The 15,346-nt window shown below is 34.8% G+C and carries 16 protein-coding genes and 1 other RNA gene; 11 read left to right on the top strand and 6 right to left on the bottom strand.

Features of this window, described 5'->3' with window-relative positions; genetic code table 11:
• Window positions 1-4 precede the first annotated feature (4 nt).
• Window positions 5-631 (bottom strand): superoxide dismutase, encoded by a 627-nt coding sequence (locus tag NFRAN_RS02965; protein ID WP_134483012.1) that lies wholly within the window; start codon window positions 629-631, stop codon window positions 5-7.
• Window positions 632-786: 155 nt separating this feature from the next.
• On the opposite strand from NFRAN_RS02965, the gene NFRAN_RS02960 reads away from it, so the two are divergent.
• Both NFRAN_RS02960 and NFRAN_RS02955 read left to right on the top strand, forming a co-directional pair.
• Entirely contained in the window at window positions 787-1,221 is a 435-nt protein-coding gene (locus NFRAN_RS02960) for a 50S ribosomal protein L32e (RefSeq protein WP_134483011.1), read from the top strand.
• A gap of 11 nt (window positions 1,222-1,232) precedes the next feature.
• Window positions 1,233-1,679, top strand: coding sequence for a 50S ribosomal protein L19e (locus NFRAN_RS02955; protein WP_134483010.1), 447 nt, complete (start codon window positions 1,233-1,235; stop codon window positions 1,677-1,679).
• 43 nt (window positions 1,680-1,722) lie between these two features.
• Here the strand turns inward: NFRAN_RS02955 and NFRAN_RS02950 are convergent, their stop codons facing one another.
• Entirely contained in the window at window positions 1,723-2,139 is a 417-nt protein-coding gene (locus NFRAN_RS02950; protein WP_134483009.1) for an NUDIX domain-containing protein, read from the bottom strand.
• Window positions 2,140-2,271: 132 nt separating this feature from the next.
• On the bottom strand, window positions 2,272-3,174 hold the full coding sequence (locus tag NFRAN_RS02945) for a D-aminoacyl-tRNA deacylase (RefSeq protein ID WP_134483008.1): 903 nt from the start codon (window positions 3,172-3,174) through the stop codon (window positions 2,272-2,274).
• 120 nt (window positions 3,175-3,294) lie between these two features.
• Here NFRAN_RS02945 and NFRAN_RS02940 point away from each other — a divergent pair, with 120 nt between their 5' ends.
• The 8 genes from NFRAN_RS02940 to NFRAN_RS02905 all read left to right on the top strand — a co-directional run bounded on the left by NFRAN_RS02940 (window position 3,295) and on the right by NFRAN_RS02905 (window position 10,738).
• A complete protein-coding gene (locus NFRAN_RS02940) occupies window positions 3,295-4,041 on the top strand; it encodes a transcription elongation factor Spt5 (protein ID WP_197731100.1) in 747 nt (248 codons plus the stop codon).
• A gap of 42 nt (window positions 4,042-4,083) precedes the next feature.
• The gene (locus NFRAN_RS02935) at window positions 4,084-4,566 is read left to right on the top strand and encodes a 50S ribosomal protein L11 (RefSeq protein ID WP_134483007.1); all 483 of its coding nucleotides are present in this window, start codon (window positions 4,084-4,086) and stop codon (window positions 4,564-4,566) included.
• 92 nt (window positions 4,567-4,658) lie between these two features.
• A complete protein-coding gene (gene thsB / locus NFRAN_RS02930; RefSeq protein ID WP_134483006.1) occupies window positions 4,659-6,329 on the top strand; it encodes a thermosome subunit beta in 1,671 nt (556 codons plus the stop codon).
• Between the two features lie 103 nt (window positions 6,330-6,432).
• Window positions 6,433-6,746: signal recognition particle sRNA (gene ffs / locus NFRAN_RS02925), an RNA gene on the top strand.
• A gap of 84 nt (window positions 6,747-6,830) precedes the next feature.
• Entirely contained in the window at window positions 6,831-7,190 is a 360-nt protein-coding gene (locus tag NFRAN_RS02920; RefSeq protein ID WP_134483005.1) for a hypothetical protein, read from the top strand.
• Between the two features lie 464 nt (window positions 7,191-7,654).
• The gene (locus NFRAN_RS02915) at window positions 7,655-8,347 is read left to right on the top strand and encodes a vWA domain-containing protein (protein WP_134483004.1); all 693 of its coding nucleotides are present in this window, start codon (window positions 7,655-7,657) and stop codon (window positions 8,345-8,347) included.
• A gap of 23 nt (window positions 8,348-8,370) precedes the next feature.
• Window positions 8,371-9,795, top strand: a complete 1,425-nt coding sequence (locus NFRAN_RS02910; RefSeq protein ID WP_172602070.1) for a protein kinase domain-containing protein — start codon at window positions 8,371-8,373, stop codon at window positions 9,793-9,795.
• 25 nt (window positions 9,796-9,820) lie between these two features.
• The gene (locus tag NFRAN_RS02905) at window positions 9,821-10,738 is read left to right on the top strand and encodes a PP2C family serine/threonine-protein phosphatase (protein WP_172602069.1); all 918 of its coding nucleotides are present in this window, start codon (window positions 9,821-9,823) and stop codon (window positions 10,736-10,738) included.
• Window positions 10,739-10,783: 45 nt separating this feature from the next.
• On the opposite strand, the gene NFRAN_RS02900 is transcribed toward NFRAN_RS02905, so the two are convergent.
• Window positions 10,784-12,001 carry a tetratricopeptide repeat protein gene (locus NFRAN_RS02900; RefSeq protein ID WP_134483001.1) on the bottom strand — a complete coding sequence of 406 codons (1,218 nt, stop codon included), beginning with the start codon at window positions 11,999-12,001 and terminating at the stop codon, window positions 10,784-10,786.
• 538 nt (window positions 12,002-12,539) lie between these two features.
• Window positions 12,540-13,682, bottom strand: a complete 1,143-nt coding sequence (locus tag NFRAN_RS02895; protein ID WP_134483000.1) for a Clp1/GlmU family protein — start codon at window positions 13,680-13,682, stop codon at window positions 12,540-12,542.
• 282 nt (window positions 13,683-13,964) lie between these two features.
• On the opposite strand from NFRAN_RS02895, the gene NFRAN_RS02890 reads away from it, so the two are divergent.
• Window positions 13,965-14,384 carry a hypothetical protein gene (locus NFRAN_RS02890; protein ID WP_134482999.1) on the top strand — a complete coding sequence of 140 codons (420 nt, stop codon included), beginning with the start codon at window positions 13,965-13,967 and terminating at the stop codon, window positions 14,382-14,384.
• A gap of 87 nt (window positions 14,385-14,471) precedes the next feature.
• Here NFRAN_RS02890 and NFRAN_RS02885 read toward each other — a convergent pair whose 3' ends face one another.
• Window positions 14,472-15,311 (bottom strand): DNA-methyltransferase, encoded by an 840-nt coding sequence (locus tag NFRAN_RS02885; protein ID WP_197731099.1) that lies wholly within the window; start codon window positions 15,309-15,311, stop codon window positions 14,472-14,474.
• Between the last annotated feature and the right edge of the window lie 35 nt (window positions 15,312-15,346).

Here is a 15,346-nt window from a genome sequence, read left to right as displayed (position 1 = left end):
ATTACTAACTATTTCGTGCTTTTTCGTACCTTTCGTTAACATCTTTCCAGTTAATTAAATTCCACCATGCATTGACATAATCTGGTCTCTTGTTTTGGTATTTCAAGTAATACGCATGTTCCCATACATCACATCCTAATAGAGGTATCAAGCCTTCCGTTCTTGGACTCGTTTGGTTTGGCATTGATTTGTAATCAACCTTGTTATTTTCGGGATCAAATACTAGCCATCCCCAGCCGCTACCTTGAATTCCTACCGTACTTGTCGTAAACTTTTCTTTAAAGCTTGAGAAGCTACCAAATGTGCTGTTAATGGCTTCTGCAATAGATCCCTGAGGTTCTCCGCCACCATTTGGAGTCATATTGCTCCAAAAAATTCTGTGATTATCAAATCCGCCTCCGTTGAAGTTAATTGCACCCCTAACCTCCGCTGGTACTATGTCCAGATTGGAGAGTATCTCTACAATATCCTTATTCTGAATTTCATCAGAGCACTTTTCAAGAGCTGCATTCAAATTATTTGTGTATGTCTGATGATGTTTGGTATAGTGGATCTCCATTGTTTTTGCATCAATGTGAGGTTCTAACGCATCAAAACTATAGGGAAGTGGTGGTAATTCATATTTAGTCATTAATTTATTTTTGTCCTTGAAAGCTTTTATCCTTTTCCATTTAGTTATCATCTTGAAAAATTAAATAAAATGCTTACGTGATATTCCATTAACTTCCTCACTCTAATCAGATCTAGGAAACATATTTATTTATTCTATGAAAAATAAACGATATCATGGTAATTAACAGTGATCTCCTAGAGCAGCGTAAAAAAATTTCACAACATAGACCGAAATTTAGGAGACAAGAAAGTTGGAGATATAAAAGACTAGCGGAGAACTGGAGAAAACCAAAGGGAATAGACAATAAAATGCGACTCCAAGTATCGGGTGTACCTGCTCTTGTAAAAATCGGTTACCGAGGACCCAAGTCTTCTAGAGGTTTACATCCATCTGGATATGTTGATAATTTAGTTTATAACGTTAATGATCTATTGAAATTGAACAAGGATAGGGATGCTGCACGTATCGCACACACTGTAGGGAAAAAGAAAAGATTGGAGATAATATCAAAGGCTGAATCGATTGGAATTAAGGTTCTTAATGGAAAAAAACCTGAATCAAACCCATCAAAGTCAGAGAGCATAAGTTTGAAACAGGAGAACAACTAGGTGAGATAGTATTGGTTGTTAATATACACAAAAAGAGGGAATTAGCATCTCGTATCCTTGGCGTTGGAATTAATAGGGTCAGATTTGAACCCGATAAATTAGATGATGTCGCTGATTCGATTACCAGAGAAAATATTCGAGCTCTGATAAATAATGGTTCAATTTGGACTGCTACAGTCAAAGGAACCTCAAGAGGGAGAACAAGAGCAAGAGCAGAAACCAAAAAGAAACATGGAACGGGTCCTGGTTCAAAAAAAGGTAAAAAGACCGCGAGGGTTGGCAAGAAGGAAGTTTACGTAATAAAGGTCCGCTCTATGCGCAAGCATCTGAAAATATTAAAAGAGCGTAAAGATATTACTAATGAACAGTTCTGGGCTTTATATAAAAAGGTAAATGGAGCTCAGGTCCGTTCTTTGTCTCACCTCAGGGATTTAGTGAAAATAGCAAAGTCGCACTAACTCTTCTTTTTGTAACCAAATATCATCTTATTAATTATAAATATCAAAATCTACTAAAACAAATTTCCAAAAGTTCCTTGAACTTTGGAACGAATTCATAATTGTCTATTTCATATGAATTTATCCAGTGATATTCTGTATGCTCCCAATTTAGAATCACTTTTCGTGAAGAGGTGAAAAAATAAAATGGTTGAATCAGTAGAATCATATCAGGTATGATTTCTACAGAAATCGGATCTAATATTTTGTCCATAATTATTTGATGTTTTTGTATTCTTGTTTCTTCGTAGATTTCAACGAGTGCTCGTGAAAGCAAATCCTCACTAGGTTCAAGATATCCGCTTATGCCGGCCCATTTATTTTGCATCGACTTGGTAGTCGAATTACGATGTAAAATCAGAATTTCGTTATCGTTTCCTAAAATAGATGTGACAACTATAGTTTTATTCTTGATGGTCAAATTCCATACTTATTCCAAGATTTCTTTGTACGTATAAGAGCATTGATGTATTTATTATTATTCAAATTATTTTTCTGATGTTTTTTATTTAGTAAACAAAAATTTGCCTCTATATAATGTCGATAAATATTCCTATGCCATATTTGTTACTAGACCTTCAGATTCTGAGATTGACATCAAACGTCTCTTTTCAGCCTCTGATATTTGTTTGTCAAAATAAACATCTGTAACTTGTTCAATCGACCTCAATTTCATCTGTTTTAACATTTCTCCATCAATGTATTTCAAATTGTACTTACTTACAATAGAGGCAAATGCTACCTCTGATGATGATATCAATTCATTAAACTTTCGGGGATAGTGATTTCCACCAATTCCAATTGCGATCTTTGATTTTTCTTTGGGGCGGTTGTTATTGTTGATTTTTTCTATTGTCTGTAATACGCACTTGCAGATAGAAGAGGCGGTTAATCTATTATTCCATTCTTTTTCTGTAGATCCTATTTCTACGAATATGAGCGGGTTGCTAGAAGATGTAGGGCCATGATGTGTCGCTTCTACAGTCAAGTCATACTCGCGCAAATCTTCTTTCATATCAGCGAGATTTTTCATATATTGTTTTTGAAAGGTGGGATATGTCATTCCCAACTCAAAAGGATTTCCACCAAGAGTATTATCGCTGGAAAAATTCCCGGTAAAGTGTGAAGTTAGCGCGGGGGTTTTGCTCTTTGAAGCATGTTTAGATAGAAATATTAAAAGACATTTTTCACTAAATAATCTATCAAAATTTGTAAGGCTAATCAGTTCATGATCGAAAATTAATAAATCGATATTCTCGTATTTATTTGATTTAACAATTCTAACTAATTCTTTGGGACCGTGATCTTTGTCATTTGTCTTTTTATCTATATTATCCGAATATCTTGGATAAAAAGGTACAAATTTTGACTGATTGAAACCCTCAAACTCGATCAGATATTCTTGCATAGTAAGACTAGCCGGGTCTTTAGAGGAAGATATTAAAATGTACTTCATTGGTATGGGAACAGGGTTTGCTTAAAATTTAATTGTTAGTTTTTACCTTTGTCTCTAAACTCAAATTTCTACGTTATAAACTTATAAATTCCAAATCAGTTACATTTAATGATTCTACTAATGCCTAAAGACCTCCAATATGACGAAGAAGATTTGGATATAGCGGATTTGGAAAATGAGATTGATGGTGATGACAATGCTTTTCCTGATGTAAATGGCTCCGAGCCAGAAGTTTTGAATCGGTCAAAGATGGAAAAACAACAAAGTCGAGCAAAAGATAATACCAATAACAATAAAACCAGTACAAAATCGAGCAAGAAAAATAAGATTGATCATAACGATGGAAAGTCAGTTGATTCAAAAGACTCTCAAACGACCATAAAAATAGAAAATGATTCTGAGAACTTGTTAAGTGAAAGTGATGACGATTCTAAATTTTTCGTTGTCCGAGTAGGCGGGGGTCAAGAAAGCATGATTGCATCGATGCTCCAAACCAGGCTCAATACTAAGAAGATTGAGGGAATTTATTCTGTGTTATTCCTTGAAAATTTTAAAGGCTATATGATAGTTGAAGCAATCGATTCTAATGTGGCATATGAGGCGTTGCATGGGATACGATATATCAGAGGCCAGATCAGAGGAGAACTACCTTTCAAAGATTTGGAAGGTTACCTTATAAAGAAACCAGTTGTAACTGAATTGACGATAGATGATACCGTTGAAATTATCGCTGGACCTTTCAAATCTATGAAAGCCAAGATAACTAGAGTTGATTATGAAAAACAGGAAGCAACAGTAGTTTTGTTGGATTCACCCTATCAAATTCCTGTGACGGTAGATGCAAATTATCTAAAAAAGACTTTATAGAATTATAAATGGATCTTATATCATGTATTCAGGAAATAATCTATGGGCGAAAAGAAAGTAGTAAATGCGTTGGTTAGTGGAGGAGAAGCAAGTGCAGGACCCCCATTAGGACCGGCTCTTGGACCTTTAGGGATTAATATTCTTCAGGTTGTTAATACTATCAATGAAAAAACTAAAGATTTTCCTGGCATGAAAGTTCCTGTTAAAGTTGAAGTTGATTCTGAGACAAAACAATTCTTAGTCGAGGTGGGCGTACCACCAACAGCAGCCTTGATTTTTAAGGAATCTGGGATTACCAAAGGTTCAGGGGCTGCAGGTACTAATTTTGTAGGAAATATTTCAATGGAGAGCATTGTGAAGATATCAAAAATGAAACTGGACGTATCTTATGCACAAACAACAAAATCATCCGCGAAGGAGGTTGTCGGGACATGTCTTAGCCTGGGTGTTAAGGTAGAAGACAAAGTAGCAAATGAGATATATGATGATATCAACTCGGGAAAATATGACTCTCTTTTTGATTAATCTCAATCATTCTTTTTTTTGTTTAATTAAGTAAGTTTAAAATATCCCAATTACAGCAAAGTAAATTATAATTCTAGGTGAATGATGAAGGTATGTCAATTCAAACGGGTTCAGCTGGCGGAATGCCTGTATTAATATTAAAGGAAGGAGCTAGTGAAACTAAAGGCAAAGAAGCACAAAAGAATAACATAAATGCTGCAAAAACGGTCGCTGAAATAGTAAGAACTAGTCTGGGTCCAAGAGGAATGGATAAGATGTTAGTTGATTCTCTTGGAGATGTCACTATAACAAATGATGGTGCAACTATACTCAAAGAAATCGATGTTCAACATCCTGCAGCAAAGATGATGGTAGAAATTAGTAAAGCCACTGACAATGAAGTAGGCGACGGAACCACATCAGTAGTAGTATTAGCCGGGGCATTAATTGAGAAAGCAGAAGAGTTAATTACAAAGAATGTGCATCCTACTGTAATAGTTGACGGATACAGAAAATGCGCAGTGAAATCTATAGAATTGTTGAATAACATTGCTATAAAAGTTACAAATAATGACAAGGAACAATTAATGAAAATTGCTAAGACATCAATGCAAACAAAACTGGTTTCAAAAGAATCAGATGATCTTGCAAGCATTGTAGTCACAGCTGCTCAACAAGTTGCTGAAACTTCATCAAGCGGTTCTACCAGAGTAGATTTAGATGATATAAAAGTAGAAAAGAAATCCGGTGGCTCCCTAAAAGATACTAAACTAGTCAAAGGAATCGTATTAGATAAGGAAGTCGTCCACGGAGGGATGCCAAAACGAGTAGAAAAAGCCAAGATCGCATTAATCAATTCAGCTTTGGAAATTGAAAAAACCGAATTCGATGCCAAATTGAATATTACATCACCAGAACAAATGAAAAGGTTCTTGGACGAAGAAAATACAATGTTAAAGTCAATGGTCGAAAAAATAACTGGAACAGGAGCAAATGTCATAATTTGTCAAAAAGGAATTGATGATATAGCTCAACACTATTTGGCTAAAGCTAATGTTTTGACCGTCAGACGTGTAAAAGAAAGTGACATGACGAAGCTAGCCAGAGCTACTGGAGCTAGAGTTATTAATAATCTAGATGATTTATCTTCAAAGGATCTAGGCTCAGCTGATCTGGTTGAAGAAAGGAAAGTAGAAACCGATAAGTGGGTTTTTGTCGAAGGATGTAAGAATCCAAAGTCCGTAACAATTTTAATCCGTGGTGGGTCTCAGAGGGTAGTGGATGAAGCAGAGCGATCTATCCATGATGCTTTAATGGTGACGAAGGATGTTTTGGAAAAACCATTGATTGTTGCAGGCGGCGGATCACCTGAGGCTTATGTATCTGGAAAGTTAAGAGAATGGACTAGTACATTGACAGGCAGGGAACAATTGGCAGCAGAGAAATTCAGCGATGCACTTGAAGTTATCCCGCTGACGTTGGCAGAGAATGCTGGAATGAATCAGATTGACACTCTGGCCGAACTTCGCTCTAAACAGAACAAAGGATCAAAATGGGCTGGCATTGATGCAAGGAATTCTAGAATTGCTGATATGTCTAAGATAGAAATTTTCGAGCCCTTGTCTGTAAAAGAACAAATAATTAAATCTGCAACGGAAGTGGCTTCCATGTTACTGAGAATTGACGATGTGATCGCATCAAGCAAATCCGGAGGAGCTGGTGGTATGCCTCCAGGAGGAGGAGCTGGTGGTATGCCTCCGGGTGGAATGGATGGAATGATGTAATCTCATATCTAAAATATCCTTTTTTACCCATTTTTGATTTTTATATCTTATTCCAATAAGATTAATCCAATAACATTATATTTGATTTTGAAGTATTATGTATAGGGTAGGTAGGATCGGGGTGCTAGCCGTGCCCCATACCGAAAATCGGCTTTATGTCGGGATCAGTAACTATTAGGTAAATTCGTGAATGGGAGGTTACCCGCTCATCCGACTAGGATGAAATCATGCCGTATCGGATGGCTATGAGCAGCAAATTACACGAAGGTGTAATATTGACTGCGAAATGCTGAAATGGGTGAGGTCCGGGAGGGAGCAATCCTAAGGCATCGTAGCCGTGCTGTTACGTCTACGTGGTGGATTTAGGAGGATTTGAAATGGGGCCTCTTGTTTACGTTGGTACTAATAGGCTACCCTATTTTGATATGTTAGTTTGTTAAGTTACTTTATTAGTCGTCAATTTTAGATACGTGTTAAATCATTTAATAACTTTTTAATTACGTGCGGGAATCCAATGATCATGAGGCAGATTTCATTTCAAATAAGATCCTTGATGATGTTACCACGAATAGTAACATTAATTCTGGCGTTCCTAGTGATAAAATGCAACTAAGTTCGGAAAGCGAGGTAACAAGACATATCAGAGATTCGATTTTAAGATCCAGCCAGAATATGACTGATGGCTCCTTCAAAGATACCGTAAAGCAGCTTACAGGGTTGACAACAAATTTAGTGAACGAAATGCCAAAGGCAGCAGCTAAAACTATTCAAATTACAAACAAGATCGTTTCGATCGGGAAGGAGGGATTAAATTCTATTAATAACATTCGAAACAATATTTCCTTGGATAGAGATAGGTAACTATCTAAAAGACCATTATAGTAATTAATGATTATTTAATTCCTTTCTCCTTTTTCATTTTGGCCGTTGAAACGATGGTTGATTCTTAATACTTGTAATTAGATAATTACCTTCCTATCTTCTTCCTGAAGGAATTTAACATGGAATTTTGTAGTCATTTCTTATTCTGGACCTCGTTAACAAAACCTTTTGATTTGATTGCTCAAAGCACAGTATTCCAATTATTTTTGTTAAATATGATTTGTTGATACATGTTTTCAATAAAAATTTCGAGTGGTAGGGTATAAGTAGAAATTACGCTATTTTATCGACTTATTTAGATCTACTGCAATTAATTTTCTATATCGAGTATTTAATTAGGGGAGTGGTGATCTTTAACTTACATACAATTCTACATAAAAAACATGTACAACTATTTTGTGTAATCGTTATTAATCTTAATTAGATTACTTTTTTTGAATTTTATGACTCTTCCAGGCGGCGAAATCACAAAAAGGGAGCTCCATTTTGTATGGATCGTAGATTGTTCTGGCTCTATGAAGGATGATGGAAAGATACAATCTTTGAACTATGCTATAAGAGAAGCTATACCTCATATGCAAAGGGAAGCCGAGAATAATATACAAGCCAATCTTTTGATTAGCGCGCTAAGATTTTCAACTGGTGCTCAATGGTTTATTCCACCCACGCACATTAACGATTTCAAATGGGTAGATGTAGAAGCGAAGGGACACACAGATCTAGGGCAGGCTTTCATGCTGTTATCTGAGATGTTGCACATCCCACCAATGACAAATAGAGGATTACCTCCAGTCTTGGTACTTTTGTCTGACGGACAACCCACTGATAATTATGAATATGGATTAGAAAAGTTACTAAATGAACCCTGGGGTAAAAAGGCAATTCGAATTGCTATAGCGATTGGAGAGGATGCAGACACGAGAGTGCTGGAGAATTTTATAAGAAATGATGATATGAAACCACTCCTAGCTCGAAATCCGGAGGCTCTTTCAAATTATATCAGATGGGTCTCTACCGTGGTTCAATCTGCTTCTGCACGACCTAAAAGCCAACAAAAAGATATGATTAAACCGGAATTAAATGTACAGATCCCCAAACCTCCTGAAATGATTTACACAGCAACCGAAGTTTGGTAACTTCCATGGTATTGAAAACTAAAATGACCAAATCTTACGACTTTGAACTCGGTGAACCAATATATGTTGAACAACTAAATATGATTTGCAATGTCGAGAAGGAGATGGGATCCGGTACTCAAGGTAAAGTCTATTCTCTTATATCTCCAGACAATTCTCTATTGGCATTAAAGTGGTATTTTCCTTCTATGGCTACAAGGGAACAGCTCGAGATTCTAAAATCTTTAGTCGATAAACAATCTCCTAGTGATAAATTCCTTTGGCCTATTGCTCTTGTTGAAAGTGACAAGAAAGAAGGATTTGGATATGTAATGCCACTAAAAGAGAATAGATTCAAGAGTTTTGGTTTGTGGTTGTCCAGAAAGATAGATCCTTCCTTTAAAGTTCTTTTGACTGCTTGTTATGAAATTTGTAAAAGTTTTCATCTGTTACATTCAAAAGGATTCTGTTACCAGGATCTGTCGTTGAATAATTTGTACTTTGATCCTTGTACTGGTGAAATAAGAATTGGCGATACTGATAATATTATAATCAATGGATCCGAAAAAGGAAATGTTATTGGCACTCCAAAATTTATGGCACCCGAGATAATTACCCACAAGGCTTTGCCAAATACTCAGACTGATCTGTACTCACTTGCTGTGTTGCTATTCTACATCTTGTTTGTAAATCATCCTTTGGAAGGTAAAGCCGAAAGCAATATAAAAAGCCTTGATGTTCCGGCCATGACCAAACTATATGGTCTCAATCCTGTTTTCATTTTTGACCCTGTGGATTCATCTAATCATCCAGATCCTGTATATCACAAAAACGCTCTGATATTTTGGAAAATTTATCCCGAGTTTTTCAAGAACCTTTTCATAAAAGCATTCACAGAAGGAATTAGGGATCCTTTGCATGGACGTGTAAGAGAAACAGAATGGCAAATCGCTTTACTCCAACTGCGTGACTCCATCTATTATTGTAATAAATGTGGGTCAGAAAATTTCTTCTATCCTATTAATGTAGAAGTTTCACGTTTGAGGAATATTAATAAGAATATTACCAATTATGATAATTCTGTCTCGACTGTTCTGCAAAGTATGCTACATTTAAAAGAGAATGACTATTACTTGACTTGCTGGAACCCACGATGTCAAAATACTAGTCACAAGGTCATGTACATTATAATTGATGAGCGTTATTTTATCACCTTAAATCATGATACTCGAATATTTTTACACCATGTGGATCCGTGTAATAGATATGATTTCTCACATGTTATTGCTGCGGTTACTAAACATCCAGTCGATGATGAAGTATGGGGATTAAAAAACACATCTAGCAGAATCTGGAAAGTTGAAAAACCTAATTCTAAAGCATTTGAGGTATTGCCAAATCAAAATCTTCTTCTAAGTCCAAATATTACGATTGATTTCGGTACTTCTAAAGGGATTATCTACTATTAAGCAACTCTGATTATTTATGAAGGTAGTGGGCTCTCTCTCGGATCAACAATATATTTCTGTAGATAGAAGAAATTGGTTAATATATGGCGCCAGCGTGCGAGGCGCTAGTCATGAGCGTGAACATATATCAAATCAGGATTCTATCTATTGGAGGTACTCCAAGCAAGAGGATATCGGCATATTATCTGTTGCAGATGGACATGGAAGTGATACTTATTTCAGAAGCAAATTCGGATCCAATATTGCTGCAAAGATTGCTACTCAGACAATGTTTAGATTCATCACCCAATGTCATTCGAGTTCCAATACTTTTTCGTCAGTAAGGGATATTATTAGATATTCAATACCGAGAATATTGGTAAAAAATTGGAATAACAGAGTAACTAGTCACATTAATCGGAACCCTTTTACAACCTACGAACTTGACAAATTTTTAGGTAAAAAAGACCCTTCTTCTAAGGATAAACTAGAAAGACATCCACAAATTGCGTATGGATCAACCTTACTAACTGTCGCAGTTACAAAAGATTATTTTCTATTTTTCCAAATAGGTGATGGTAATATTCTAGTAGTAGATGAACATAGGAACGTAATAGCACCGTTTGAAAAAAATATCAATGACAGCGATGACAAAAAAAGTGTAGTAACGCTAAACACTACTGATTCATTATGCATGGAATCTAGCTGGTTAAGATTTAAAGTTGGCATATATTCCATCTATGATTTAAAGCCTAGATTGATATTGCTTACTACCGACGGCTACTATAATTCTTTTAAGGATGAAACAGGCTTTCGTAAGATAGGAACAGATTATCTAGATATCTTGGATAATTATGGACAGCAGTACATTCAGAGTAAATTGGAATTCTTGTTAAAGGAAACCTCGCAGAAGGGTAGTGGAGACGATATTACTCTTGGATACCTCTATAAGATTAATCAATAAAATAATTCTGGACCTGGTTTTTGTATGTATTGTAATTTATACGGTTCAATTAAAATTACTCTCCATGGCTCGTTCTAATTCGAATTTAAATTCATTCAGTCTGTAGTTAATATCTCCTGCCTCGTTCAGCCGCTGCTGCAATGTCTCATCTATGTCCGTGTAATAATCTCTAGAATTTTGAATACTTGTATCGTTGTTAGAAAGTCCCTTGCCAGTAGATGTGTTTGATACTATTTGCTGTTTAATGCTATCCGCAAATGTAGATATTGATTGTTGGTCAAGTGGCTTGATTGGATTTAAATCTGCACTAGGCAAATTAGTTTTTTCTGTCGAATTTTCTCCATCATTTATAAACCCGCCAGTTGGTATATTTATGCCCGGATTATCGTAACTCAAACCCAATAAAACTGCTAATCCAATAATCATACCTGGAGTAACGACTATTATCCCAACAAGATAATTTTTAGACAAATTTCTTCTAAAACTAGAGGGGGGGGAATTTGCAGATGGGTGTGACCTTGAGTTTGTTTTTTCAAATTTTTTCTCTAAGCGTTTTATTGTGTTATCCCTTCTCCTTTTCACAAACTCATCTTGTGGATTTATCGAAAGGGCTCTGTCATAACATCTTATTGCTTCATCATAATTCCCTTGATTATGGAGAGATAATCCTTTATCTGATAATATATTATAGTCTTGTGGATTTATCGAAAAGGCTCTGTCATAACATCTTATTGCTTCATCATAATTCCCTTGATTATGATAACATTTACCTTTTTTGTGTATCTGATCGATTGGAGATGCGTTTACGGTTACTAGGTTTGAAATCGGGTCATGCGAGATGCATATGGGTGATCGTTTTTTCTGCAATTCGGGTAAAATGGATCTGCAATTCTCCATGACTTGCTGACCTTCTTTAGCTTCTATCTTTTGAAGAGTAACTGCCCATACAATCGTAACCCAAACGGCCGATTCTTCGTCTAACATACCATTTAAAATAAATTTTGACATGATATCATATAATTTAGCAGTTATAGGCTTTCCGTCGATTTCGTCATTCAATTGATTTATGATGTCTAACTTTGCTGCTCTAATAATGAGAAAAATTTCTTTTTTGTAGGTAGAGCCAAAAACATCTTTTAAAAATCCATTAAGGCGAATACAGTCTTTTATTATTTCGGGATTTGAACCTATCAAATCATGTAATACTTGCGAAAATGAAGTAATAGAGGATACATTCTCAAGTAGATTCATAGTATTTATCATCTCTATCTTTTAAGGAAATAAAAGACAATGAAATAATGTGGTTAACTTTTTTGTCTAATTTAGATATAATGCCAAATAGACTATAAAGTTTAATTTCCATGATATACATAAAATTAATTTCCTATGCTAATATCGATTTAAATAGATTTTTCCAAAACTAACTAATCGAGATATATTCTAATTCAAATGAGAATTACAAAGACTACTAAATATTTCTTGTAAATTAAATAAATGCTATGTCTATATGATAGCATAAAACCTTCTTTATATTCTATTTCGTAATGTCTATCTGTTCTCATACTTATCTTGATGTATAGGATAATATTCATCAAAGCAAGTATTGCAGACTAGACTCCTGTACTTTAAGTATCTTGGATTTTCGACCACCTTAGTATTAAAACCATTTAATTCAGTTCTACAAACAATGCATCTGGAGGTAACTTTGTTGCGAAGTACCATTCTACGATGTAAGATATTTATTTACTAATATATTAAACGTTAGTATTCTACTATGATAATGATTTGTTATGGATAAACCTTAATCACTACTACTATTATTATCAATTCTTAGGTCACTAAGATAAATCGAATCAAAATATTCGCTTGTTGCACAAACCGTCACTATATCATTCTCGAAATTCTTTATGATCCCAAAACCATTAACTACGTCTATTTCTTTAGATGACCCGAGGCCAACAAATGTATTATTTAGTTTTTTGCTTCTGGCTATCTCTTTGAAAAGGTAAACTAAAGTACGTTGATCTACACAAATCCCGTGGTTATGACTATTTTCGTAGAATATATTTTGATAATAAACTAATCTTATGTCACTAATATGTTTTTTAATATTATAGATATTGCTTTGAGTAATGAATTTTGACAAAGTATACATTCTTTTTCGATATCTATCCGTTTGGGTTCTATTGACAACTGAATCTGGTTTACGTCCTCGCAGTAATACGTATTTCCATTCCTTCGACAATTTTGCATACTGTCTTAGTTTCGAGTGAATCGTAGTGTATCCTAAGGAGACGATACAGTCTGGTTTGGTTTTTTCTAATAGTTTTAGTTTATAATAAATGCCTTTTCCATTTACGTATCCATCTGTATTTATTATACATCGGTCATAACACGCCGATTTGTCTATTAACTCATTAACCGATAGAATAATTCTTTTTTCATTATTTGATGGCTGGATGCTCCCTATAAATTTCATGTAATTTGATCTTATCATTGCCAAGTCCAATTTTTGTTCAGTTAGTAGAACAGATCCTATACATGTGGGAGGTGCCAAATCACCTTGACCCACATCGGCATCTATCAATAATGGTCTTTCTTTATTGTCGAGTAATCTGTTTGCAAGATATAGTGAAAATGTGGATTTGCCCGAATCCGAAGGTCCTATTACGGCAATCTTCTTACAATTAAGTCTTAGGATTTCGTCAACTGTCTTTTTCCAAATAAACATGCCTAAATTGGACTGATTATTTACACGAAATCCATGACTTTTCAAGTTCTTCTTATTCTTTATTAAATAGATTTTAGCCCCGCGCGTATTTTCTATTGGTAGCGTCTTGATGTTATCCCAAAAGATTAGTTGATTCTTGACTTTAACTCCTAAGATATAGCATTCTCCGTCAACTCTGATCAATATAGGGCCGCGAATGAGGTGAATTTTCACGTCGACTCGATTTCCCTTGTGATTATCGATTCTTGCTCAATATCTATTATGATTACTGAATTAACTTTTATAAATATACACAGTAGACGTAATTCGGAATTCGAACTTTAAAAATCATTATCATTGTCACTTATTTTACTTCTTGTCTTTAACCCTCTTTTGATTCATCTATTTTTGAAATTTTATCAATAAGGTATAATATCTTATTTGTCCTAAAACTATAAACGATGGCTCAATTTATATCTCTAAAATAATTAAATAACCCAGGTTTGAACATAGATTATGCGAGGAATAAGAAAAACATTATCTGAAATACTTGTCTCTATTGCATTCATTTTGTTAGTAGTATATATTCTTGATGTAGGAGTTTCAATGATTAATGAAGAGGGATTTTTGCCTTTGTCTGAAAGGGATAGGGGCATGATATTTGGTGGAGGATCAATTATTCTGTTCGTGGTTTCATTTGGAATCGGCATAAATGTACCATCAAAACTTTTGACTGTTCTCTTGATTATAGGTGGGGCAATTATGGGAACAACAGTTCTCGTATCATCATTGTTTATGCCATCTGAAGAAAATGCCCAAATGTCGTCTACAGAAGCAAATCAAATGCAGATATTAGCTCCACAGTTCATTGGAATAATAATTATCGGTTATGTGATTATGGGTATGGGAATTTTAAGAGCTATAAGGAAAAAATAGGGACGTGCTATGATCTTGTTGAAATAAAAGAATTAGCATTCTTTTTTTATGTATGTTTATTTTGTAGACCTGCATGGAGGATTCTATCTATTGATGTGAATTTTTTTTCTTTGAAATTACCTTTCTGGCATATTCGATATAATTATTGTCTATTTCAGTACCTACATAGTCTATCCCTAGATCGATACAGGCCAATGCAGTGTTACCTATCCCCATAAAAGGATCGTAAACAATGAAATCTTTTTTATTACATCCATGGAGTTTTATACATAATCTAGCCAATTTTTGAGGGAATACTGCAGGATGGGATCTTTCTCGTCGTATTGTAGGATATGTAATAAACCATACATTTCCTCTATCTCTTTTATCCTGATTTACGGATTGCCATCTTTTAACATTTGTCTTATCCTGGTAAGGTACTCCTATTGATAACTTGTCAATAGGTAGATTTCCTGTCTTAGTAAAATGGAAAACATATTCATGAGTATTAGTTAAGAACCTGTTACTCCTAATTGGTTTATAATGACCAATTGAGAACCCATCATTGTGTACAGGATTGGTATTTCCAATGTCCTCCTTCTCAACTGAAATCGATTTTATCCAATGTATGGTATTTTGTATTTTATAACCCGCACACAAGAATTTAGTTACTGCACGAAATGGAATTAAAGGATTTGTTGATCGCTCTGCAATGTTTAAAAAAAAAGATCCATTAGGCTTTAATATGGAGTAACTTTTTTCGGCAATTCTGTAAAGCCATTCTAGATAATCATTCTCGTTGATATTATCTTTATAGACGTTGTATTTTTTACCTATATTATAAGGAGGTGATGTTACTATAACATCAATCTTTAAATCGTTATTTACTCTAATCTTTTCCATGAACGTAATGCAATCCTCACAGTAAATCTCGTTACGAGAAATCACAGGACCTATTATTCAGAGATAAATTTAAGATTTTA

Origin of the sequence: Candidatus Nitrosocosmicus franklandus (assembly GCF_900696045.1) — an archaeon.
Lineage (GTDB): Archaea > Thermoproteota > Nitrososphaeria > Nitrososphaerales > Nitrososphaeraceae > Nitrosocosmicus > Nitrosocosmicus franklandus_A.
The sequence above is the reverse complement of the archived record's forward strand: the minus strand, read 5'-3'. Positions and strand labels throughout refer to the sequence as shown.

Excerpts from the sequence above, each read along its gene's own strand:
- NFRAN_RS02965 (WP_134483012.1), bottom strand. The coding sequence starts at position 631 with ATGACTAAATATGAATTACCACCACTTCCCTATAGTTTTGATGCGTTA.
- NFRAN_RS02960 (WP_134483011.1), top strand. The coding sequence starts at position 787 with ATGGTAATTAACAGTGATCTCCTAGAGCAGCGTAAAAAAATTTCACAA.
- NFRAN_RS02945 (WP_134483008.1), bottom strand. The coding sequence starts at position 3,174 with ATGAAGTACATTTTAATATCTTCCTCTAAAGACCCGGCTAGTCTTACT.
- NFRAN_RS02940 (WP_197731100.1), top strand. The coding sequence starts at position 3,295 with ATGCCTAAAGACCTCCAATATGACGAAGAAGATTTGGATATAGCGGAT.
- NFRAN_RS02935 (WP_134483007.1), top strand. The coding sequence starts at position 4,084 with ATGGGCGAAAAGAAAGTAGTAAATGCGTTGGTTAGTGGAGGAGAAGCA.
- thsB (WP_134483006.1), top strand. The coding sequence starts at position 4,659 with ATGTCAATTCAAACGGGTTCAGCTGGCGGAATGCCTGTATTAATATTA.
- NFRAN_RS02915 (WP_134483004.1), top strand. The coding sequence starts at position 7,655 with ATGACTCTTCCAGGCGGCGAAATCACAAAAAGGGAGCTCCATTTTGTA.
- NFRAN_RS02910 (WP_172602070.1), top strand. The coding sequence starts at position 8,371 with ATGACCAAATCTTACGACTTTGAACTCGGTGAACCAATATATGTTGAA.
- NFRAN_RS02900 (WP_134483001.1), bottom strand. The coding sequence starts at position 12,001 with ATGATAAATACTATGAATCTACTTGAGAATGTATCCTCTATTACTTCA.
- NFRAN_RS02890 (WP_134482999.1), top strand. The coding sequence starts at position 13,965 with ATGCGAGGAATAAGAAAAACATTATCTGAAATACTTGTCTCTATTGCA.